General features: G+C 65.7%; 19 protein-coding genes. 5 read left to right on the forward strand and 14 right to left on the reverse strand.

Annotated elements, in window-relative coordinates; all coding sequences use genetic code 11:
• Nucleotides 1-324 precede the first annotated feature (324 nt).
• The 5 genes from sdaAA to AAAX59_RS04910 all read left to right on the forward strand — a co-directional run bounded on the left by sdaAA (nt 325) and on the right by AAAX59_RS04910 (nt 7,368).
• Nucleotides 325-1,932 (forward strand): L-serine ammonia-lyase, iron-sulfur-dependent, subunit alpha, encoded by a 1,608-nt coding sequence (gene sdaAA / locus AAAX59_RS04890; protein WP_343000813.1) that lies wholly within the window; start codon nt 325-327, stop codon nt 1,930-1,932.
• Between the two features lie 149 nt (nt 1,933-2,081).
• Entirely contained in the window at nt 2,082-3,815 is a 1,734-nt protein-coding gene (locus tag AAAX59_RS04895; RefSeq protein ID WP_349070924.1) for a L,D-transpeptidase, read from the forward strand.
• A gap of 132 nt (nt 3,816-3,947) precedes the next feature.
• The gene (locus AAAX59_RS04900) at nt 3,948-5,384 is read left to right on the forward strand and encodes an efflux RND transporter periplasmic adaptor subunit (protein ID WP_349070925.1); all 1,437 of its coding nucleotides are present in this window, start codon (nt 3,948-3,950) and stop codon (nt 5,382-5,384) included.
• Nucleotides 5,384-6,157 (forward strand): ABC transporter ATP-binding protein, encoded by a 774-nt coding sequence (locus AAAX59_RS04905; protein ID WP_138340805.1) that lies wholly within the window; start codon nt 5,384-5,386, stop codon nt 6,155-6,157. The genes AAAX59_RS04900 and AAAX59_RS04905 overlap by 1 nt, the downstream gene beginning before the upstream one ends.
• Nucleotides 6,154-7,368: an ABC transporter permease gene (locus tag AAAX59_RS04910; RefSeq protein ID WP_035138239.1), complete on the forward strand. Its 1,215-nt coding sequence runs from the start codon at nt 6,154-6,156 to the stop codon at nt 7,366-7,368. The genes AAAX59_RS04905 and AAAX59_RS04910 overlap by 4 nt, the downstream gene beginning before the upstream one ends.
• A gap of 211 nt (nt 7,369-7,579) precedes the next feature.
• On the opposite strand, the gene cobK is transcribed toward AAAX59_RS04910, so the two are convergent.
• The 14 genes from cobK to AAAX59_RS04980 are packed head-to-tail and all read right to left on the reverse strand — an operon-like array spanning nt 7,580 to nt 21,083.
• The gene (cobK, locus tag AAAX59_RS04915) at nt 7,580-8,353 is read right to left on the reverse strand and encodes a precorrin-6A reductase (protein ID WP_349070926.1); all 774 of its coding nucleotides are present in this window, start codon (nt 8,351-8,353) and stop codon (nt 7,580-7,582) included.
• A complete protein-coding gene (locus tag AAAX59_RS04920) occupies nt 8,350-8,991 on the reverse strand; it encodes a precorrin-8X methylmutase (RefSeq protein ID WP_195233206.1) in 642 nt (213 codons plus the stop codon). Before AAAX59_RS04920 ends, cobK begins: the two co-directional genes overlap by 4 nt.
• Entirely contained in the window at nt 8,992-9,507 is a 516-nt protein-coding gene (locus AAAX59_RS04925) for a cob(I)yrinic acid a,c-diamide adenosyltransferase (protein WP_195233204.1), read from the reverse strand.
• Complete coding sequence (locus tag AAAX59_RS04930; RefSeq protein WP_349070928.1) at nt 9,504-11,003, reverse strand: cobyric acid synthase; 1,500 nt, start codon at nt 11,001-11,003, stop codon at nt 9,504-9,506. The genes AAAX59_RS04925 and AAAX59_RS04930 overlap by 4 nt, the downstream gene beginning before the upstream one ends.
• On the reverse strand, nt 10,996-12,219 hold the full coding sequence (locus AAAX59_RS04935; protein WP_349070929.1) for an aminotransferase class I/II-fold pyridoxal phosphate-dependent enzyme: 1,224 nt from the start codon (nt 12,217-12,219) through the stop codon (nt 10,996-10,998). Before AAAX59_RS04935 ends, AAAX59_RS04930 begins: the two co-directional genes overlap by 8 nt.
• Entirely contained in the window at nt 12,216-13,190 is a 975-nt protein-coding gene (gene cbiB, locus AAAX59_RS04940) for an adenosylcobinamide-phosphate synthase CbiB (RefSeq protein WP_349070964.1), read from the reverse strand. The genes AAAX59_RS04935 and cbiB overlap by 4 nt, the downstream gene beginning before the upstream one ends.
• Nucleotides 13,190-14,191: a histidine phosphatase family protein gene (locus tag AAAX59_RS04945; RefSeq protein WP_349070931.1), complete on the reverse strand. Its 1,002-nt coding sequence runs from the start codon at nt 14,189-14,191 to the stop codon at nt 13,190-13,192. Before AAAX59_RS04945 ends, cbiB begins: the two co-directional genes overlap by 1 nt.
• A complete protein-coding gene (locus AAAX59_RS04950) occupies nt 14,188-14,949 on the reverse strand; it encodes an adenosylcobinamide-GDP ribazoletransferase (RefSeq protein WP_349070933.1) in 762 nt (253 codons plus the stop codon). Before AAAX59_RS04950 ends, AAAX59_RS04945 begins: the two co-directional genes overlap by 4 nt.
• Nucleotides 14,950-14,951: 2 nt before the next feature.
• Nucleotides 14,952-15,500, reverse strand: coding sequence for a bifunctional adenosylcobinamide kinase/adenosylcobinamide-phosphate guanylyltransferase (locus AAAX59_RS04955; protein ID WP_055250409.1), 549 nt, complete (start codon nt 15,498-15,500; stop codon nt 14,952-14,954).
• Nucleotides 15,497-16,639, reverse strand: a complete 1,143-nt coding sequence (cobT, locus tag AAAX59_RS04960; protein ID WP_349070935.1) for a nicotinate-nucleotide--dimethylbenzimidazole phosphoribosyltransferase — start codon at nt 16,637-16,639, stop codon at nt 15,497-15,499. Before cobT ends, AAAX59_RS04955 begins: the two co-directional genes overlap by 4 nt.
• On the reverse strand, nt 16,632-18,014 hold the full coding sequence (locus AAAX59_RS04965; protein WP_349070938.1) for a cobyrinate a,c-diamide synthase: 1,383 nt from the start codon (nt 18,012-18,014) through the stop codon (nt 16,632-16,634). The genes cobT and AAAX59_RS04965 overlap by 8 nt, the downstream gene beginning before the upstream one ends.
• On the reverse strand, nt 18,011-19,267 hold the full coding sequence (gene cbiE, locus AAAX59_RS04970) for a precorrin-6y C5,15-methyltransferase (decarboxylating) subunit CbiE (RefSeq protein WP_349070941.1): 1,257 nt from the start codon (nt 19,265-19,267) through the stop codon (nt 18,011-18,013). Before cbiE ends, AAAX59_RS04965 begins: the two co-directional genes overlap by 4 nt.
• A complete protein-coding gene (gene cobJ / locus AAAX59_RS04975) occupies nt 19,255-19,998 on the reverse strand; it encodes a precorrin-3B C(17)-methyltransferase (RefSeq protein ID WP_349070944.1) in 744 nt (247 codons plus the stop codon). The genes cbiE and cobJ overlap by 13 nt, the downstream gene beginning before the upstream one ends.
• Nucleotides 19,998-21,083, reverse strand: a complete 1,086-nt coding sequence (locus AAAX59_RS04980; RefSeq protein WP_349070966.1) for a cobalamin biosynthesis protein — start codon at nt 21,081-21,083, stop codon at nt 19,998-20,000. The genes cobJ and AAAX59_RS04980 overlap by 1 nt, the downstream gene beginning before the upstream one ends.
• Nucleotides 21,084-21,094 lie beyond the last annotated feature (11 nt).

A 21,094-nucleotide genomic window follows, 5' to 3' on the forward strand; every position in this document is an offset into this window, starting at 1 on the left:
GCCAAATAACAACGCGCCAAAAGAAGTACCGGCCCCAACCGGTACTTCTTTTTTATTTAAAGGTGGTGAAGATGAGCCTACCTGGGACATGGAATAAATCACAGGCCTATAAATTTTGCAGCAGAGCGACTCCAACCATGTATCCTAAGTTCCGAGGGCTTTAGTATTTGGTCGATCGCGAGTTCCGCACGAGCCGGAGGCCACTTAATGTGGCCTCCGTGCGAGCAGGACTGTCCGAGCAGGCGACCAAATACTAAAGCCCTCGGAACGGCGGGACAGAGTATGCCCCGCCCCTCGGGACGACGGGATAGATAAGGAGCATCCATGGCAGGCAAGCCGCAAACACTAGCTACGACCTCGGCATTCGAGATCTTGGGCCCCGTCATGGTCGGCCCCAGCTCATCGCACACCGCCGGCGCCCTCCGCTGCGCCCAAGTTGCCGCCAGCCTGTTGGAAGGTCGCATCACCAAGGTCACCTTTGGCCTGTGGAACTCCTTCGCCCACACCTACCGCGGCCACGGCACCGACCGTGCGCTCGTCGCGGGCATACTGGGCCTCGACACCGATGACGAGAACATCAAGCAGGCCTTCGACCTCGCACGCGAGCAGGGCCTCGAATATCACTTTGACATCAAGGGCGACGACGCGTCCATCCACCCCAACACCGTCGACATTGACATGGTCGACGACACGGGCGCCACGGCACAGGTCCGCGGCGAGAGCCTGGGCGGCGGCAAGATGCGCATCAGCCGCATTAACGGCGTCGGCGTCGACATCTCGGGCATGTATTCCACGCTCTTCGTGGCGCACAAGGACGTCCCCGGTGTACTCGCCGCGCTCACCAACCTGCTCGCCTACGCCCATGTAAACATCGCCTTCTGCCGCACCTACCGCACCGAAGTGGGCGGCCAGGCCTACTCCGTCTTTGAGACCGACGGCGCGCCCGACGACACCGTCGTCCCCATGCTGCGCAAGCTCGACAATGTCGATTACGCAACGTTTATCGAACTCCCCGGTTCTGCCTCGTCGCTCTCCCCCGGCGTCTCGGCCAAGGAAATCTTCGACGACGGCGAGCAGTTGCTCGATGCGTGTGAGGAACTGGGGCTCAGCATCGGCGCCGTCATGGCCGTTCGCGAGGCGCGTCTGACCGGCGAGGCCCACGCCGTCGCTGCCATGCGCCGCGTGCTCGACGTCATGCGCGAGGAGACCACGGCCCCCATCGCCAATCCGCAGCGTTCGCTCGGCGGGCTTATCGGCGGCGAGGCCAAGCTTGTCGAAGCCACCGGCCGCAACGATTTGAGCGCAAGCCTGATGGGCCCCGTTCAGACCGATGCCGTGGCCCGCGCGATGGCCGTGCTCGAACGCTCCGCCACCATGGGCGTGATCGTCGCAGCTCCGACGGCAGGATCCGCGGGTGTCGTGCCCGGCTGCGTGCTTGCACTCGCCGATCGCCTGCAGCTCGACGACGAGCAGGTCATGGACGCGCTCTACTGCGCAGCCGCCATCGGCCTCAACCTCACCACGAGCGCCTGCGTCGCCGGCGCCGAGGGCGGATGCCAGGCCGAGGTGGGAAGCGCCGCCGCCATGGCAGCCGCCGCGCTGGTGCAGATGCTCGGCGGCACGCCCGAGCAGGCGCTCGACGCCAGTTCCATCGCGCTGAGTAACCTGCTGGGCCTCGTTTGTGACCCCGTCGGTGGCCTCGTGGAGGTGCCCTGCCAAAACCGCAACGCCATCGGCGTAGCAGCGGCCTTTAGCTCGGCACAACTCGCCCTCGCAGGCATTAAGAGCTTGGTGCCGTTTGACCAGATGGCACATGTAATGCTCTCGGTGGGCCACGCGTTGCCAGCCACGCTGCGCGAGACGGCAAAGGGCGGCATCGCGCAGGCTCCGGCCGCACTTTCGGCCTGTGCAAAATGCGGTGTGTGCGGATAGCGACTAAGAACGACTCAAAGGTGGGACATTTGTCCCAGCTCTTTCGAATGCCACCGTTTCCGTACCACAAACAGCAGGGCAATCGCTATAATGCAAGCCCAGTAAAAACACGATGAACCGCAAGGCGAAAATCGAAGGATATGCATACGATGTCGCAAAACGATCGAACTCAACTGATTCCCGATCCGCAGCAGCCGAGCAGGCACACCGGCGGCGTTCAGTCGCCGCGTCCTATCGCGCCGAGCCACGGTCAGCAGCGTAGTGCAGCAAACGCTTCCCAACGCCCGAACCAACAGCGACAGCAGCGTCAACAACGTCAGCAGCGCCAGGCAAACGGCAATGCGCCCAAGCAGCCCCACACGCGCGCTCGAGGCGATCGTGGCCCCGCGCGCAAACCCGCCGAGAACAATAAGTCGGGCAAAAAGACGACGCTCTTTGTCGTCCTGGGTCTAATCGTCATTGTCTATATCGTAGGCGTCGTAGCATTTTCGCAGGTAGCCTACCCCAACACCACCATCGCCGGCGTCGACGTCTCGTTCTCCAACGCTTCGTCTGCCGCCACCAAGGTCAATTCGGCATGGAAGCACTATAAGCTCGCCGTGACAGGCGATGACTTTAGCTGGACCTATCAGCCCGAGTCCGATGAACCCATCGTCGATGGCGAAGCTGCCGCAAAAGAGATCATCAACCACAACGAAGCCTTTATTTGGCCGGTCCGCCTTGTGGAATCCTTAAGCGGCAAGACCAAAACAACCGCTACCTCCAACGAAGTCGATCTTGATCAAGACGTCGACCTGTCCATGCTCTCCGACACCTTTGACCAAAAGAAGTTTGAGAAGGATCTGGGCGCCGCCATCAACGAGTTTAACGAGGGCCGTTCGGGCACGTTCGAGGCCAATAGCTCCTATGACGAGCAGGCCGGCAAGTTTACCGTCGAGAAGGCGCGCTCCAACGAAAAACTCAACCGCGAGCATGTCATTAAGTATGCCGAGCTCGAGCTTGCCTCGCTGGCCGAGTCCGTAGATCTTTCCAAGCTCGGCAACGATGCCTATGAGCCGCTCAATGGAACGCTGACCGATGATCAGATTCAGGCCGCATGCGATGCCGCCAACAACTTTCTGGGCGTCAACGTGACCCTCAAGCTCAACGGCGAGGATGCCGGCAAGGTTGATGGCAGCTCCGTATTGCAGTGGATCAGCTTTGCCGATCCCGCCAACCCAACGCTCGATACGTCGCAGATCAGCAACTGGGCAGCCGAACTCGCTAACGGCTTTAATACCGTGGGCTCCACTCGCTGGTGGACGCGCGCCGATGGCAAGCAGTGCGCCGTCGAAGGCGGTGACTTTGGTTGGTCCATCGACAGCAGCTCGCTCGCCAAGCAGGTCGAGGACGCCATTAACAACAAGCAGACCGGCGAGATCGAGATCAAGTACTCCCAGAAGGCCGACACCTTTACCGCAAAGGGAGAGCCCGACTGGAAGGCATACATCGATGTCGATCTGTCCGAGCAGCACGCGCGCTACTACGACGAGAACGGAAATATCGTTTGGGAGGCCAACTTTATCTCGGGCAAGCCGGGCGAGGACGCCACGCCCGAGGGCGTCTGGCAGATCAACAGCAACGACGGCGGCAGCACCCTGATCGGAGCCAAGGACCCCGAGACCGGCAAGCCCAAATACGAGAGTCCGGTGAGCTACTGGATGCCGTTTGAGGGCAACATGATCGGCTTCCATGATGCCACCTGGCAAAACGACAAGAGCTTCGATAACGCCGAGTCGTACAAATGGTGCGGCAGCCACGGCTGCATCAACCTGCGCCTGGCAGACGCCAAGGCACTTCACGACTGCATCAAAGTCGGCCTATGCGTGGTTGTCCACTCGTAGTGCAACGCGCGCATTCCTACAACGTGGAACCGCTGCGACCAATCTAACAGTTCCGAAAGAAACCGTTCTATGCGCCCACCCCAACCGGTGGGCGCATATACTTATCGAGGTACTTTCTATAAAGGAGACGCTATGCCGAATGTCCCCACGACCACCCCGGGCCCGGATGATACCGAGCACACGCTCGAAGATGTCACCGAAACGATTCCTCTGATTACAAACGTACATGCCGATAAGCAGAGCGGACGCGCGAACGATGCGACCGAGATTTCCGATGAAGAGGCATATGCCAAGCTCAAGGCAAAACGTGCCGAACGTCGACGCAAAAAGCTCATCCGACGCGGCATTGCGGCCGGCGTCGTGGCCGCCATTGTGCTCATCGCCGTTGTCGTGACCTTAGCCATCAACGCACGGCCCGCAGGCAACAACGGGCCGGTGACCGACATGGTGACCGAGGGCACGTTTACCACAACGGTCGAGGCGAAAGGCCAGCTCAAACCCATTTCGTCCTCAGTGGTCCCCCCTTCTGTCGACGGTACGGTCGATTCGATCAACGTGCAGGCGGGCCAATCCGTCAACGAGGGCGACGTGCTTATGACCATTAAAAACGACGAGCTCGATCGCAACGTTGCCGAGGCGCAGCGTGCAGTTGCTGCCGCTCAAGAAGACCTCGCTAATGCGAAGAAAGCCGCAGCTGCCGCTCAGGCCACCCCAACGACGGACGTCGATGGAGCTTCCGCAGCGGCTGGCGTCTCCGCCGCATCGGCGGACACGAACGCCGTATCGGCCGCGCAGCGCAGCCTCGCATCGGCCCAGGCAAACCTCGATCAGGCGAACGCCAAGGCGGCCAGTCGTACGGTCACGGCCCCGAGCTCGGGCAGTATCGTGGAGCTCAACGCCAAGGTGGGCGCCACGGTAACAGGCGGCATGATCATGGGCGAAAGCGATACGAGCGGCGGCAAGCAGTGCATGCAGATCGCCGACCTATCTAAGATGAAGGTGACCGTGCAGGTGGGCGAAAAGGACATCGCCAAGATCGCCGTTGGGCAGAGTGCCAACGTCACGTATCCCGCGTTTCCCGATATCGTAAGCCAGGGAACGGTCACGGCCATCGCCTCGGTGGCAAACTCCGACGCCGCCAACGGTGGCGGCGGCAGCGTAACCTTTAACGTCGACATTCTCATAGAGGCGCCCGACGCGCGCCTGAAGCCGGGCATGACGGCCGAGGTATCGGTGGTGACCGAGCAGCTCGACGACGTGGTGATGGTGCCGACGATGGCGCTCATGACCGAAGACGGCGAACACTATTACGTCAACGTGGCAACCGATGACGAGGGCAAGCATACCCGTCGCGTGAAGGTGACCGTCGTGACGCAAAACGACAACGAAGCCGTAGTCGGCAAGACACAGGTAAAGCGCGACGACCAGGGCAACGAGATCAACCCCAACGTGCCGGTTACCAAGCTGCGCGATGACGACACCCTCGTCATGGACACCGGAGCGGACGCAACGGCTGAAGGCGGCTACAGCACGGATTCGGGCAGCATGTCTGACGACGAGGGCATGTAATGCGTCCCGTTATCGACATCCGCAACGTGCACCGCATTTTTGAGAGCGAGGCGGGTTGCGCCCACATCCTGCACAACGTGAGCCTGGCGGTAGAACCCGGCGAGTTCGTCGCCATTACCGGCCCTTCGGGCTCGGGCAAGTCAACGCTCATGAATATCCTGGGCTGCCTGGACAAACCGACGGCGGGCGACTATTACCTGCAAGGGCTCAACGTGGCCGAGCTCGATGATGACGAGCTCACCGAAGTCCGCGCCCTGAGCATTGGCTTTGTCTTTCAGAGCTTCAACCTGCTGCCGCGCCTGTCGGTTATCGAAAACGTCATGCTGCCGCTGGCCTACACCAATGTGCCCCGTAGCCAGCGCGAAATGCGCGCCGTTCACGCGCTGCAGGCTGTCACGCTGCCCGTCGACCACTGGGACCACCGCATATCCGAGCTCTCGGGCGGCCAGATGCAGCGCGTTGCAATCGCGCGCGCCCTCGTCAATGACCCGCCCATCATCCTGGCCGATGAGCCGACGGGAAACCTGGACTCCGCTACCGGAGCGCTTGTGATGGAGACCTTCCATAAGCTCCAGAAGCGCGGCAAAACCATCGTGCTTATCACACACGACCCCGGCATCGCCGCCGAGGCCGACCGTGCCGTGACCATCCGCGACGGTCGCATTCACGATGGCGCGTATATTCCACATGCACCGCGGACCCTGCGCAGCGCCGTGGATAGCCTGCCCATGATTTCCGCCTCCGCCAACCCGCCGAAAGGAGAGATGGCATGAGCGCCCGCGATCTCATCCAGGAAGCCCTTCACTCGCTCGAGGCCAACAAGGGGCGCAGCCTGCTCACCATCCTGGGCATTGTCATCGGCATCGCCTCGGTTATCGCCATGACTTCGCTCATCGGCGGCATCCAAAACAGCCTGGTCAACAGCCTGGGCCTCAATGCGGCACGCATGGTGCAAATCTATTCGTCGCAAGAACTCACAGAGTCGGACATCGAGAAGCTTCAAAAACTGGTGCCGCAGATAGAGCAGATCGGCATTGTCGACAGCGCGTACACCGAGTACAAGACCGGCGATAAAAGCTATACCGTCATGGCACAGGGTGTCGATAGCGACATGCTCGACGCCGTGGGGGCCAGCAAGCTCGTTGCGGGGCGCACCTATTCCCAGGCCGAGTCCCAATCAGGCTCGCGCGTGGCGCTCATCAGCCGCGGCGGCGCCGATCAGCTTTACGGCAACGAACAGGATGCGCTGGGGAAAACCATCAAGGTGTCCAACGGCGAGGTGCAGATTGTAGGTGTGATTGATGGCGGCAACGACTCCATGGGCTCGCTCACGCTGTATATGCCGCGCGAAACCATCTCAGGCCTGTTTGGCGACGAAAATCCTTCATTCCCCAGCGTGACGGCTCTTGCCGCCGAGGGCACAGACATGGACGAGCTTTGTAAGACCATCGAGTCCAAGGTGCGCGCAATGAAGGGCATCGCGGAGGATGATGAGTACGACAGTGTATCGGCGACCTCCATGAAAAGCGCCATCGATGCACTCAACTCCTTTATGGGCGCGTTCTCGCTCATCATGGGCGCTGTCGCCAGCATCTCGCTGCTTGTCGGCGGTATCGGCATTATGAATATGATGCTCACCAACGTGACTGAGCGCATCCGTGAGATCGGCATTCGCCGTGCCCTGGGCGCAAGTCGTCGCGATATCACCGCGCAGTTTTTGGCCGAGTCCTCGGCGCTGTGCGTCACCGGCGGACTGTTGGGTGTCCTGATTGGCTATCTGCTGGCATGGGGACTCACGTTCTTTGCCGCAAGCTCGGGCATCATGAGCGAGTTTGGAGCTACCGGGACGATCACGCCAAGCTTCTCCATTACAACAGTGTTGATCGCGTTTGCCGTATCGGTCGGCATCGGCGTAATCTTTGGCTTCTACCCCGCTCGCCGTGCAGCAAAGCTCGACCCGGTGGAATGCCTACGCTACCAGTAAGCCACCACCAACAAGTTGCGGTGAATTAGGGACTGAATATGCTATTTAGCAGCAAAAACAGACGCTATTTCACCGCAACTTATTGAAGGGCTGCTTGCGCCAGTTCCGTGCGTCGTCCTCGAGCGATTGGCGGATGACAGGCTTGTACGGGTCGAGCTTGCTCGGGGCGCTCCTCCTCGCAGGCGGGAGGGCACGCATGCGCGGCGAGCGCCTAGCGCGCGAACTCCCGTAAGAGCGCGTCTTCCACTTCCCTAAGCGAAAGGGCCCCGCCTCCCTCGGCGGGACGGGCGACCACGATACAGCGCGCTCCCACGTCGCGCGCGGAGGCGATCTTCTCGGCCGTGCCGCCTACGGTTCCCGAGTCCTTGGTCACAAGCCACTGGGCGCCCACCTGCCGAAGCATCGCCTCGTTGAGCTCGCGGGTGAAGGGCCCCTGCATGCCGATGACGTGCGACGGCGAAAACCCCGCGTCGATGCACTTCGTTATAGCACCGGGCAGAGGGAGCACACGCACGAAGAAGCGCTCCGCGAAATCGGCGACGCGCGTGTAGGGAGCAAGCTCCTTGCTCCCCGTCGTGAGAAGCGCGCGACCCGGGTTCTCGGAGAGAAAGCGCGCCGCGCAGGCGATCGACGCGACCGACACGACGCCTTTGGGCAGCGCCTCGACCGGGCGCGTAAGGCGCAGGCATCGTGCACACACGGCGAGCGAAGCGGCCCGGATGTTGCCGCTTGCGAGCGTAGCGAAGGGGTGCGTGGCGTCGACGACGATGCGCGCGCCGGAAAGCTCACGCTCCATGTCGGCCTCGTCGAGCCTACCCGCATGCACCTCGATGCCCGGAAGCTCGCCCAAAAGCTCGCCTCCGTACTCGGTTGCCGCGTAGGCACGGGCGGGGATTCCCGCCCCCCTCGCCCATTCGCACAGGAGGCGGCCCTCGGTGGTGCCGGCGAAGATGCGCAGCGCCGGCGCGGATGCGGGCGCCGTCACTTCGGGCCGCCTGGGCGCGTGATCTGGTAGAGCAGCGCGTTCATAATGGCGGCCGCCACGGTCGAGCCGCCCTTGCGACCCCTCGCGACGATGGCCGGCACGCGTCGCGCGAGTAGCTCCTCTTTCGCCTCGACCACGTTCACAAACCCAACCGGTACCCCAACGACGAGCGCGGGCGCGATCTTCCCCGCGTCCATGAGCTCGGCGAGGCGCAGAAGTGCTGTGGGAGCGTTGCCGACGGCCACGATGAGCGGACCCTCGATGCCGCAAGCTTTGTCCATGCTCGCAACGGCGCGAGTCGTGCCCGCGGCGCGCGCCGTTGCGGCGACATCCGGGTCGGCCATATAGCACACGGCCTGGCAGCCGATCTTCGCGAGCGCGGGCTTGCTTATGCCTGCGAGCGCCATGTTCGTGTCGGTGAGCACCGTGGCCCCTGCGCGCAGTGCGTCGAGCGCACAGTGCGCGGCGTCATGGGTGAACACGAGGGAATCGGCGTACGAGAAGTCGGCAGTGGTGTGGATGACGCGCTTCACGACGGGCTCTTCGAGCGGCGGGAACGTGCGGCCGCCGAGCTCTTCGGTGATGATTTCAAAGCTGCGCCGCTCGATGTCGCCGGGCGCCATCTCCTTGGAATCCATCTAGTACTCCACTCCTTCCCTTGCACATATCCCCTGCTCGTAGGGATGTTTCTCGCACTGCATCTCGGTTATGTAGTCGGCCTTCTCCACGATCTTGCGGGAAGGCGCGCGCCCGGTGAGCGCTACTTCGACGCCGCGCGCGGACATATCGAGCGCGCGGTCCACGAGCGCCTCGTCGACAAGACCCTTCGAAAGCGCGTCGAGCGCCTCGTCGAGCACGAGCAGCCCCTCCTGCGCGCCCTCGAACTCGGCGAGCGCGGAAGCAAGGTTCCCATCGTGCAGCTCGCACGTCGCGGCAAGTTCTTCCGACGTCATGGACCAGGTAAACTTTTCCGACACCTTCCCCGCGAACACGGGCACGCCGAAATGCTCGGCGAGCAGTCGCGCCTCCCCGCTTTCGCCGTCTTTCAGGAACTGCACGACGACGACGCGGCGGCCTGCGGCGAGCATGCGAAGGGCGAGGCCCATCGCCGCCGTGGTCTTGCCTTTGCCGTCGCCATGATACACGTGGATCATACGCCCTCCTCGATAATGCGGTAGACATACTCCATGTCGAGCGCCTCGCGCACGACGTCGGCCAGGCGGTCAAACTCGCGCGCACGGTGATCGGCCGCGGACGCCGCGCCCGCAGCACCCACGACGCTCTCGGGCAGGCCGCGCATGCGCGCGAGCGAGCGTGCGAGGGCGAGCGCCACCCCCGGTTCGTCGAACAGGCCGTGGAGATAGGTTCCGAACACGTTTCCGCAGGCCGCGCCTTCTGGTTTGCCGCCAATCGTGCCCGCAGGGGCGCAAGAGACGGTCGTTTCGCCGTCGTGAATCTCGTACCCGCGCGCCGTCATGCCGTTCCACACCGAGAACGCGCCTTGGGCGCCCGTGATGCGCAGCTCCGACTGGGCGAGGCGCTTTTCCTCCTTGAACACCGTACTTGCAGGGATGAGCCCGAGCCCGCGCGCGGTGCCAGCGCCTTCCCTGCCGTGCGGGTCGGAAAGCTCGTCTCCCAAAAGCTGGTAGCCTCCACATATGCCGAGCACCGGCGTGCCCGCGCCCGAAAGCGCGCGTACACAGGCTCCGATGCCGCTAGCCGCAAGCCAGCGCGCGTCGTCGAGCGTGGTCTTCGAGCCGGGGAGCACCACCAGGTCGGGCCGGCCCAGATCGGTCGTCGAGGAAACGTAGCGCACGCCCACGCCGGGCACGCGCGAAAGCGGGTCGAAGTCGGTGAAGTTCGACAGATGCGGAAGGCGCACGACGGCGACGTCGATGACGCCGCGCGCCTCGCGGGCAGATAGGCGCGGCGCGAGCGAGTCCTCGTCGTCCAGGTCGAGCGTAAGATACGGCACGACCCCCACGACGGGAACCCCGCACATCTTCTCGAGCGGGGCCAAACCCGGGCGCAGGATTTCCACATCGCCGCGGAACTTGTTCACCACAAGCCCCCGCAAAAGCGTGCGGTCCTCGGGCGCAAGGAGCGCGACCGTGCCGTAGAGCTGGGCAAACACCCCACCTGGGTCGATGTCGCCCGCGAGCAGCACGGGGGAGGACACGGCGCGCGCGAGCCCCATGTTGACGATGTCGTTTTCGGCAAGGTTGATTTCGACGGGGCTGCCGGCGCCCTCGATGACGATGACGTCGTTTTCCTCCGCGAGCGAATCGAACGCCTCCAAAATCTGCGGCATGAGCGCCTTCTTTCGCGCGAAGTAGTCCCTCGCAGCGAAGGCTCCCTGCGCCTTGCCGGCCACGATGAGCTGGCTTCGGTGGTCGCTTTCGGGCTTGAGCAGGATGGGGTTCATGCGCACGTCGGGCGCGATGCCGCACGCCTCGGCCTGCATGATCTGGGCGCGCCCCATCTCGAGCCCATCGGCCGTGACACCGCTGTTGAGCGCCATGTTCTGGCTCTTGAAGGGAGCCACGCGCAGGCCGTCCTGCGAAAGCACACGGCACAGCCCCGCCGCAAGCAGGCTCTTCCCCGCGTTCGACATGGTGCCCTGGATCATGATGGGCTTCGCCCTACCCACGGGTATCGACCTCCTTCGCCGAGCCTCGGCCATCCGCGCCCGCCATAGCGTCGCTGCAAGAAGCGCCGCCCCGTTCGTCGGGTTCGCCTTCGCCCGATGCGCCTTCCGCCCGAAGCGCGCGACTGAACGCCATCGCAAGCCGGGCATTCTCCTTGCGCGTGCGCACCGCGACGCGGCACCAGAAACGGGACAGTACCGAAAACGAGTCGCACGTGCGGACCAAAACCCCCTGTTTATACAGGCGCTCGGGGATGTCTTTCGCCGGCGTGCGGACTAAAAGGAAGTTCGCATCCGACGGCACGACGGAAAGCCCGAGCGAGGAGAGCTCGTGGGAAAGCCACGCTCGCTCGCCCGCCAATACATCGCGCGTGCGCGAGACGTATTCGACGTCTTCCAGGGCGGCGATGCCCGCGGCCTCGGCGACCGAGGAGACGGGCCACGCCTGCCCCGCCCGGCGAATCCCCTCGATGAGTTGGGTGTTTCCGCTGATCAGATATCCCAACCGCAACCCCGCCATTCCGTAGAGCTTGGTGAACGCGGAGAGCACGGCCACATGGCGCGAACACGCGGCGCGTGCGGCCACGCTCCTTTCGCGGGCGTCGGGCGCAAATCCGAGGAAGCACTCGTCCACGACGAGTAGCGCGCCCACCTGCTCGCAGCGGCAAGCCGCGGCATCGATCACGCTGGGGTCGACGAGGCGCCCCGTCGGGTTGTTCGGATTGCAGAGGTACGCCACGTCTCCCGGCCCCTCGATCGCGCGGGCAAAGGAGGCGGGCACGTCGAAGTCGTCCGCTTCGGAGAGCAGGAACTCCTGCACGCATGCGCCGTAGTACGATGCCGCCTCCGCATATTCAGAGAACGTCGGCGCGCACACGACGATGCGTTTCGGGCGCACCGCCGCAGCGAGCCGCCAGATGATGTCGGACGCGCCCGCGCCGCAGACGATAGTATCTTCGGGAATGCCCTGGGCGCGCGCTAGGGCGCGAACGAGGGCGAGGCTTTCCCTATCGGGGTAGGCGTCGATTCGAGAAAGTGCCTTGCAAGCTGCGGCGAGGGCGCGCGGCGAGGGGCCTGCCGGATTCACGTTCACCGAGAAGTCAATGAGGTCGGAGGCGCCCCCTTCGCAAGCGATGCCGAGCGATTGCGTGCTACCCCCATGCGCACGGGCGCGCAGGATTCCCCCGGCAGCCCGGGACGCGGCGTGGTCTTCCCTCATGACATCGCCCCCACGGCGAGCACGACCGCTGCGCGTGCGGCACCGAAGACGACGAGCGCGCATACGGACGCGGCGAGCATGAGCCTAGTCGCCCGGGCGATGTCGCCCCACTCGATTTCGCGGGACGCGTCGCCTATCGTCGGTTTCTCAACGAGCTTGCCGAAATACACCGCTGGTCCTGCCAGGCGCAGCCCGAGCGCGCCTGCACACGCCGACTCGGTCTGCGCCGCGTTCGGGCTCGCATGGCGACGCCTGTCGCGGCGCCAGATGCGCGCCGCCCCGCGCGCGTCGAGCCCGACGATCGGGCACACGGCGATCATGAGCAGGGCCGATAAGCGCGAGGGAATCCAGTTCACCGCATCGTCGAGGCGCGCCGAGGCGCAGCCGAAGTCGATGTAGCGCCCGTTTTTGTAGCCCACCATGCTGTCGAGCGTGTTCACCGCCTTGTACGCCATGCCCAAGGGCGCACCCCCGATCATAAGGTAGAAAAGCGGCGCGATGACGCCGTCGCTCGCGTTCTCCGCCACCGTTTCCACGGCGGCGCGCGCAACGCCCTGCTCGTCGAGAACAGACGTGTCGCGTCCTACGATGAGCCCGACGGCTTCGCGCGCCGCGACAAGGCCGCCCTTCGAGAACGCGCGGGCCACGGCTAGGCTCTGGCGGCGCAGCTCGCATGCCGCGAGAATCTGATAGCTCGCCCATGCCTCGGCCACGAAGCGCAAGGCGGGGTGAACCATGCCGCAAAGATGCAGGATTCCCAGGGTCAAAAGTCCACACGCAAGCGGAAGCACCACGGCGAGCACAAGCCCTGCGGCGCGCGTGCCCGCGGACGTTTGCGGGAATGCGCGCCGCAGGCGGCCTTCGGCCCACGTGATCGCGCGTCCCATGGCGACGACGGGATGGGGAAGCCAGCGCGGGTCGCCGAAGACAAGGTCGGCCGCGAACCCGGCGGCGACGGCAAGAATCGTCATCACCGGGCATCGCCCCCCGAAGCGGGGCGAACGTCGCGAAGGCAGCGCCCATCCCAGGTGGCGGCCCATGCGCCGCCCGGTTCGGTATGCACGTCGAAATATCCCATTTTCGGGACAGCTAGCTCGGAGAGCAGCGCTTTCACGGTACCCGCGTGAACGACGAAAACGGCGCGCCCACTCCCCTGGGCGCGCTCCGATTCGCACGCCTCCTTAAACGCCGCGACGACGCGACGGGTGAAATCGCTCTTGCCCTCGCCATGCGGGCAGCGCGTCTCGCACCAGGAGTCTACCCAGGCGCGGTAGCGCGCATCCTCTTTAAGCTCGGCGGCGCTTCGCCCCTCGAAGTCGCCGAAATCCATCTCGCGCAGACCGGGGCACGCTATAAGCTCAGCGTTCGGGAAGAGGATGCGCGCCGTCTGGTCGGTGCGGGCCATGCCGCTCGTGATAACACAGAACACGTCACGATCGCACGCGAGATCGCGCAAAGCGCGCTCGCCCGCGCTCGACAGGGGCTCGTCGGTGCCCGCCCCGCTGTAGCGATGGTCTTCCGTGCCCGCCGTGGCACCATGGCGCACGAAGACGACTTCCAAAGACGCGCCCGCGCCCTGCGTCCCTCGAGGCGCATCGGCAAGGTTTCCTTTGATGACTTGGGGCATCCCACACGTCATGCGCACGACGACGTCGGCGCGCGCAGCGAGCGCGCATCCCAGGCGCCCCGCGCGCTCGCGCCATTGGGCGTCTTCCGCACGCATGGGAACGACCCCCGAACCGACCAAGGGCAGAATCACTACGTCGAAGCCGATCAGCCGCTCGAGCGCCCGGTCAGCGTCGAGCGCTCGTACGAGTTCCTCTGCACGGTACGCGACGCGACCGGCAAATGCCGCGGGCACGCCGCCCTCCGCAAACTGCGCCGCGTCGACGAAATCGTCTGCCGCGAACCCGAGCTTTTCGCGCACGAAGGTCCTCTTCCCCGAATGTGCGCCACCTACCACGAGCATCATAGGAGCATGCCCCCCGCCACTAGCATGGCAAGCATCGCGAGCTCGGCCCATTGCAGAAACCATCCGGCCAAATCCCCCGTCACCCCACCGAAGCGGGACAGGGCAACATGGCGGTACCACGCGAGCACCAAAAGCCCCGCCACCGCCATAAGGGCGCCGACGGCCTGAGCGCACGCGACCATCCCTGCAGCCGAAGCCGCAGCGAAAGCGCAAAGCGGCACGACGATCGCCGCGCGCTTCTTAGCAGGCGAGAGCCCCGCGGCCATGCCGTCAGCCCGCGCGGCAGGCCAGCATTCAACGGCAAGCCCCGAAAGCGCGCGGGAGAACACGAGCGAGCACAGAAGCGCGAGGAACACCCCCGCCGTAAGCGGCAGCGCGGTGAACAGGGAAAACTGCAGAATAAGGTACACAACAACACCGATGACCCCGAAGGCGCCCGCCCGCGGGTCGTGCATGATCTCAAGCTTTCGCTCAAGCGGGGCCCAACTTGCAAGCGCATCGGAGGTGTCGCAGAGCCCGTCTAGGTGGATGCCTCCCGTCACCGCCACAGGCAGCGCCACGAACACGGCCGCGACGATGGTCGCGGGCACGCCGAGCAGGTTCGCCACGTGCCCCCACGCCGTCATGAGTAAGCCTTCCGCAAGGCCCACCAGGGGAAACGCGGCAAGCGCATGGGTTGATCCGAAATCGGTCCAGGCCGATTTCGGGACGGGGATGCGCGAGAACGTTCCGAACGCCGCGCCGATTGCCTCTGCCATCTTCACCTTGTAGGTCCTTCGCCTTTCATCCACACGGGAATCCCGCATACCACTTCGACTGCGCGGTCGGCCAGCGCCGCCACGCCCGCGTTCACACGAGCGAGCGCGCGCCTCCATGCCTCGGTCCCCTCATCGTAGCGCATCCCATCGGCGAACACGTCGACGGTGACCACCACCGTATACGCAGCGGCCTGAGCGAGCCGTTCGATGCCTCCGAGCACCTCGCGCGCCGCAGCGTCGGGGTCACGTGGGGACAAGCCGCCTTCCGCGAAGAGCTCGTTCGCAACCAGGTTGCCCACGTCCTCCAAAAGAAGCGTGCAGCCGCGCGGAAGCCCGGGCACTGCGGCGCCCACGTCACGCGTGCGCTCGAGGGTGGAAAACCCCTTGCCCTCGCGCAGCGCCCGATGGCGCGCGATGCGGCGGGCGCCCTCTTCCCCGAAGGGCTCCATCGTTGCCAGGTACACGCGAGGGCCGTCGTGCCCAAGGCACAGGGATTCGGCGTAGGCGCTCTTGCCGCTCGCGGCGGCGCCGATGACGAGCGTCACCGTCATTTCCCGGCCTCGAAATGCTCGTAAGCAGCCATGCCAGTCGCCGTGAACGTCTTCCCATCCCGGTACACGCGCAGCGCAGAATCCAGAAGGGGCAGATACGCCATGGCGCCCGCGCCCTCGCCCAAATGCATGCCTGCGTCGAGGGGTGCCTTTATGCCGAGCTCGCGAAGGAGCTCCTGGCTTGCGGGTTCACTTGATGCGTGGGTGCCCACGAGGTAGCCCAAGGCGTTGGGGCACAGGCGCGCCGCGCACAGGGCCGCCGTGCAGGATATGACCCCGTCGAGGAGCGCCGGCGCCTTCGAGGCGGCGGCCCCCAGGTAGAAGCCGCACATCGCCGCGATGTCGAAGCCGCCCACCTTCGAGAGCACGTCGATCGGGTCGACGGGATCGGGCGAGTTCGTGTCGATAGCACGTTCGACCACGTCGCGCTTGCGCGCGAGCGAGGCGTCCGAGAGCCCCGCGCCGCGCCCGACGAGGCTCCGCGCGTCCGCCCGGATGAGCACTGCGGCCACCGCCGCCGAGGTGGTCGTATTGCCGATGCCCATCTCGCCCGCGGCGAGAAGGCGCACGCCGGCGCGGGCAAGCCCGCACGCGACGGCGATTCCGACCTCGATCGCGCGCACGGCCCCATCACGAGACATAGCGGGGCCATGCGCGATGTTGCCGCTCCCCCGCCGCACGTTCGCGCGCACCATGCGCGCGTCTTCTATGCCCCGGGCCATACCCACGTCGATGGGCACGACCTCGGCACCCGCGAACGCCGCCATGCGGCAGGCGCTCGTGGCCCCCTCGCACATGTTGCGCGCGACGGCTCGCGTCACGTCTTGCCCGCTTTGCGACACGCCTTCGGCAACGACCCCGTTGTCGGAGAAGAATACCGCGAGCGCACGGGGGAACTCGGCCACCTCGGCGCTCCCCTGAGCTGCGGCGATACACGCGACGGCGTCTTCAAAGTCGCCCAATCCCCCCAAGGGGTGCGCGATGGAGTCCCACGCGGCGTACGCGGCGGCGCGGGCGCACTCGTCTGCGGGCGCGATCCGGGAGAGCGCGGCTTCGAGCACGGCACCCGGCGCCGACGAGAACGCGCGCTCGACTTCCTCGCGGATGCAGGCAAGCGCGGTTTCGGTTGCTTCAGCCATGCCGTCTCCTCTCTGCGAACGACGCTGCGGCAGACGCGAACGCGCGCGCAACGTCGGGGTTCGTAGGATAGTACACATGCGGGAAGCCCGCCACCAGGGACGGGGTGGTCGTCATGCACGGCCAGCCCTTGTCGCGCCGAGGCTTCTGCGCCCAGAAGTCGCCGCCCGGGCAGGTGGACTGCCAGTAGTGGAACTCGTGCGCGCGGATGCGTGTGCCGCGCGGCCCGTAGAGACCGTCGCGTTGGGAAGCGAGCTCCACGTACCCGAAACGGGACAGCCTTCCCCCGTTCTCGCTTGCGCCCTCAAGGGCGCCCGCAACAGGCCAGCGCTGCCCCTCGTTATCGGCGATTTCGCGCTGCAGGTACAGAAACCCACCGCATTCGGCGACCGTCGGCATGCCGGATTCCACCGCGCGCCGCACCGCCTCGCGCATCGGCGCGTTCTCGGAGAGCTGCCGCACATGGAGCTCCGGGTAGCCGCCCCCCAGATAGAGGGCGCTTGTCCCCCGGGGCAACTCGCTATCAAACAGGGGGCTGAAAAAGGCCAGCTCGCAACCTAGGTCCTCGAGCGCGCGCAGGTTCTCCTCGTAGTAGAACGAGAACGCCTCGTCACGCGCGACGGCGACGATGGGCCGCGCGCCCGCGATCGGCCCCAACCGGTAAGGTTCCTCGCGGATATCGGGTGCCGTCGCCGCTATTTCAAGCAAGCGGTCGACGTCGACGCTCTTTTCCACCAGCTCGGCCATCTTGTCGATGCGCGCTGAGAGCTGCTCGACCTCGTCGGCGGTCACAAGCCCCAGATGCCGGCTTTCGAGCGAGAACGCCTCGTCGGCGGGGATATTCCCCAAAACCGCGACGCCCGTGTGCTTCTCGATCGCAGGGGCCGCGTAGGCGCAGGCAGCGGCGCTTGTCTTGTTCAGCACGACGCCGCGCACGTTCGCACAAGGCAGGAACTCGGCGATGCCGCGGATTACGGCGGCGAGCGATAAAGACGCCCCGCGCCCGTTCACCACTAAAACGACCGGCGTTTCCGTGTCGCGCGCAACCTGGTAGCTGCTCGCGTCGGCCACGCCGGGCGCCAAGCCGTCGTAGAAGCCCATGACCCCCTCGAGCACCGCGACATCCGCGCCCGCGGCGCCGCGTGCGAGCAGGGCGCGCAGCGTCGGGGCGTCAGTGAAGAAGCCGTCTAAGTTCCCCGAGCGCGCGCCCACGACGCGGCGATGGAAGAGCGGGTCAATGTAGTCGGGGCCGCATTTGAAGGCCGCGCATGCAAGGCCGCGGCGCGCGAGCGCGCGCAGGAGCGCACACGTTACGACCGTCTTGCCGCTCCCGCTCGAGGGCGCAGCGACCATGAAGCGCGGGATGGACGTGCTCACCGGGCGCCGCCTTCCCCACCTGCACCACGCGCGCTGACGAGGAACACGGGGTTTTGCGCCTTCATAAGATGGTGCGAGCCTACAGCCTCGGCGCGGGCGGCCGACACCTGGCACGCCTCGAACCCCTTAAAGCGCGAACCCGAGAGGAGCGCGCACGCCTCGGTGAGCGTCTCAACGGTGACGCATGGCACGCACAGGCGAACCTGCGAGTTCTTCTCAAGCGCCGCCTCCACGATGGAGGGAAGCTCGCCCGCGCTCCCGCCGACGAACACGGCGTCGGGGACGGGCAATTTCGCGAGCGCTTCGGGGGCGACGCCGGGGACCGCATGCACGTTGCCGCACCCGAATGCATCCGCGTTCTCTCGGATGAGCCGCACGCCGGTCGCGTTGCGCTCGACCGCCCATACCGACCCCGCTCGCGCGATGAGCGCCGCCTCGATCGACACGCTCCCCGTGCCGGCGCCGACGTCCCACACGGTGTCGGTCGCAGTAAGGCGCAGCTTCGCGAGCGCGACGGCGCGCACCTCCTGCTTGGTCATGGGAACGTCGCCGCGGATGAAGAGCTCGTCGGGAATGCCCGAGGAAGCGTACGGCCAGCGGGAGTTCGCAGGCGACCCGGCGCCGCCTGCGAACTCGATAAGCATCACGTTCAAGTCGTCGAACGTCTGACCTGCGATTTCACTTGCGGTTGCGCAGGTGATGCGCTCGTCGGGGTACGACAGGCGCTCGGCCACCGTCACGCGCGCGTCCCCGAAGCCCGCCTGCACAAGCTCGCACGAAAGCCGCGAGGGATCTTCCCCGCCCGACGTGACGAGGAAGAGCTCACCTGCGCGCTCGGCCTCGGCCACGATGTCGCACGCCACGCCGTGAGCGCTCGCGAAGCGCCAATCCTGCCATGGACGCCCGAGGCGCGCGGCGAGATACGACGCTGAGCTTATGCCGGGAATGACGCGCACGTCCACCTGCGCGTCGCCGGAGAGCGCCTCCACCAGGCGGCGCGCGCCGCTGAACAGCCCCACATCGCCCGTCATCACGACCACGGCGCGCTGCCACGACGCCGCATCGGTGAGCGCGGCGACGATGTCCGCCGTCTTCACGAGCTCGCATCTCACCACGTCGGGCGGCACGTCGATGCCGGCAAGCGCGCGATGAGCGCCGATGACCACGTCGGCGATGTCGATCGCGTCGAGCGCCGCGCGCGAGAGCAAGTCGGGGTTTCCGGGCCCCGCCCCGATGATCGTTACCTTTCGCATGGAATCTCCCGATACCCGCGCGGCGTGACCATACGGCCGCCTACGAGCTTCGTATCCGCGTTGCCGACGAACACGGTGGTGAACATGTCGGCGTCGATCTCCCCCAGCTCGGAGAGCCTGCACATGCCCGACTGCTGCCCCTCGCGCCCGATGTTGCGCACCCAGCCGCAGAGCGTGTCGGGGGCCTTCCATTCGAGCATAATCTTCGCCGCGCGTGAGAGCCTGTCGGCGCGCTTTCTGCTGCGCGGGTTGTACAAACAGATGCAGAAGTCGGCGTTCGCCACGGCGGCGAGCCTGCGCTCGATGACCTCCCATGGCGTGAGCAGGTCGGAGAGCGACACGACCGCGAAGTCGTGGGCAAGCGGGGCGCCGAGCACCGCCGACCCGCTCTGAGCCGCGGTGGCCCCGGCGATAACTTCCACGTCTACATCGGGGTAGTCCTCCGCAAGCTCCAGCACGGGGCTCGCCATGCCGTACACGCCCGCGTCGCCGCTGCACACGAGCGCCACGGCTTCTCCACTCTGCGTGCGCGAAAGCGCAAGGCGGCACCGTTCGACCTCGTGCATCATCGGCGTCGCGAGATGCGCCGCGTCGGGCACGGCGGCGAGCGCGAGCTCCACGTATTTCGTGTAACCCACAACGACGTCGGACGCCTCGAGCGCACGCCGAGCCGCAATCGTCATGCCGTCGGGGCCGCCCGGGCCGATTCCCACCACGAAGAGCTTTCCCATCACCGCTCCTTAAACGAAAGTTTAATAGTTACCTTGGAAAACGCGACGGTCACGCCGCCGTGAGCGAGCTTCGGGAAGATAAGTTTGCCCCCCTCCGCGAGCGCTGCCCGCTCGCACACGTTGTCGACCCCCACCGTCGCGCGCACGAAATCAGATGGCGAAACGCTGCCTTCGACCTGCGACAACTCCTCTGCGGAATACGTCGCAAGCGGGATATTGCGCGCGCGGCAGAAGGCGAGCAGACCCTCCTCGTGCGCCTTCACGTCGATCGTCGCCGCCTCGCGCACGGCCGAAGGCGAGATACCCACCTGCCCGCACGCGAGAAGAAACGCCTCCTCGATCGCTTCGGCGCACGCACCGCGACGGCATCCTATGCCCGCAACGATGCAGGGCACGACAAGGCGAAGCGGCTCGGGCGCAGGCGCCTGCGCCCGCACGCCCGCCGGCTTCCCCGTCTCACCGGCGGGCACGACCTCACCCGTTGTCTCCGCCGCACGAACGGACGCACCTGCATTCGCGCCAGCGAACGGCGACACGACGATATCGGCCCGAGCGCGGTCGGACGCAATGTCAACCCCCTCAGGCGGCTGTCCCGAAATCGGCATGTCGGAATAGAGCGCCACGCGCCCGCCCGAAAGCAGCCGCGCCGACACTCGCTTGATGGCCTCGGGATTCGAAACGGCGAGCCCCGCACAGCGCGCCCACGTATCCACCGCCCACACGCCGCGGACGTCGGTCGCCGTGGTGATGACGGGGATGGCCCCTGCCGCGCGTGCCACAGTTTGCGCAAGCTCGTTCGCACCGCCCAAATGCCCCGACAAAAGCGGGACGGCAAAGCGCCCCGCCTCGTCGATCGCCACAACCGCGGGATCGTTTGCCTTCGAGGCGACATGCGGCGCGATCGCCCGCACGGCGATGCCCGCCGCGCCCACGAACAGAAGCGCGTCCGACGCTTCCCACGCGAGCGCCGTCCATGCGCGCAGGTCGGCCTTCCCCTCGCCGAACCCGCGCGAAACGGAAACGTCCCAGCCAGGGTCGTCTTCACCTGTCTGCGCGCAATCGGAAAGCGCGTGTGCGGTGCGCACCGCCAACGCAT

It is taken from the genome of Collinsella sp. CLA-ER-H2 (assembly GCF_040092405.1).
Classification (GTDB): domain Bacteria; phylum Actinomycetota; class Coriobacteriia; order Coriobacteriales; family Coriobacteriaceae; genus Collinsella.

Bases quoted from the DNA above. Each gene is read 5' to 3' on its own strand.
- sdaAA (WP_343000813.1), top strand. From the start codon at position 325: ATGGCAGGCAAGCCGCAAACACTAGCTACGACCTCGGCATTCGAGATC.
- AAAX59_RS04895 (WP_349070924.1), top strand. From the start codon at position 2,082: ATGTCGCAAAACGATCGAACTCAACTGATTCCCGATCCGCAGCAGCCG.
- AAAX59_RS04900 (WP_349070925.1), top strand. From the start codon at position 3,948: ATGCCGAATGTCCCCACGACCACCCCGGGCCCGGATGATACCGAGCAC.
- AAAX59_RS04905 (WP_138340805.1), top strand. From the start codon at position 5,384: ATGCGTCCCGTTATCGACATCCGCAACGTGCACCGCATTTTTGAGAGC.
- AAAX59_RS04910 (WP_035138239.1), top strand. From the start codon at position 6,154: ATGAGCGCCCGCGATCTCATCCAGGAAGCCCTTCACTCGCTCGAGGCC.
- AAAX59_RS04920 (WP_195233206.1), bottom strand. From the start codon at position 8,991: ATGGATTCCAAGGAGATGGCGCCCGGCGACATCGAGCGGCGCAGCTTT.
- AAAX59_RS04925 (WP_195233204.1), bottom strand. From the start codon at position 9,507: ATGATCCACGTGTATCATGGCGACGGCAAAGGCAAGACCACGGCGGCG.
- AAAX59_RS04935 (WP_349070929.1), bottom strand. From the start codon at position 12,219: ATGAGGGAAGACCACGCCGCGTCCCGGGCTGCCGGGGGAATCCTGCGC.
- cbiB (WP_349070964.1), bottom strand. From the start codon at position 13,190: ATGACGATTCTTGCCGTCGCCGCCGGGTTCGCGGCCGACCTTGTCTTC.
- AAAX59_RS04945 (WP_349070931.1), bottom strand. From the start codon at position 14,191: ATGATGCTCGTGGTAGGTGGCGCACATTCGGGGAAGAGGACCTTCGTG.
- AAAX59_RS04950 (WP_349070933.1), bottom strand. From the start codon at position 14,949: ATGGCAGAGGCAATCGGCGCGGCGTTCGGAACGTTCTCGCGCATCCCC.
- AAAX59_RS04955 (WP_055250409.1), bottom strand. From the start codon at position 15,500: ATGACGGTGACGCTCGTCATCGGCGCCGCCGCGAGCGGCAAGAGCGCC.
- cobT (WP_349070935.1), bottom strand. From the start codon at position 16,639: ATGGCTGAAGCAACCGAAACCGCGCTTGCCTGCATCCGCGAGGAAGTC.
- cbiE (WP_349070941.1), bottom strand. From the start codon at position 19,267: ATGCGAAAGGTAACGATCATCGGGGCGGGGCCCGGAAACCCCGACTTG.
- cobJ (WP_349070944.1), bottom strand. From the start codon at position 19,998: ATGGGAAAGCTCTTCGTGGTGGGAATCGGCCCGGGCGGCCCCGACGGC.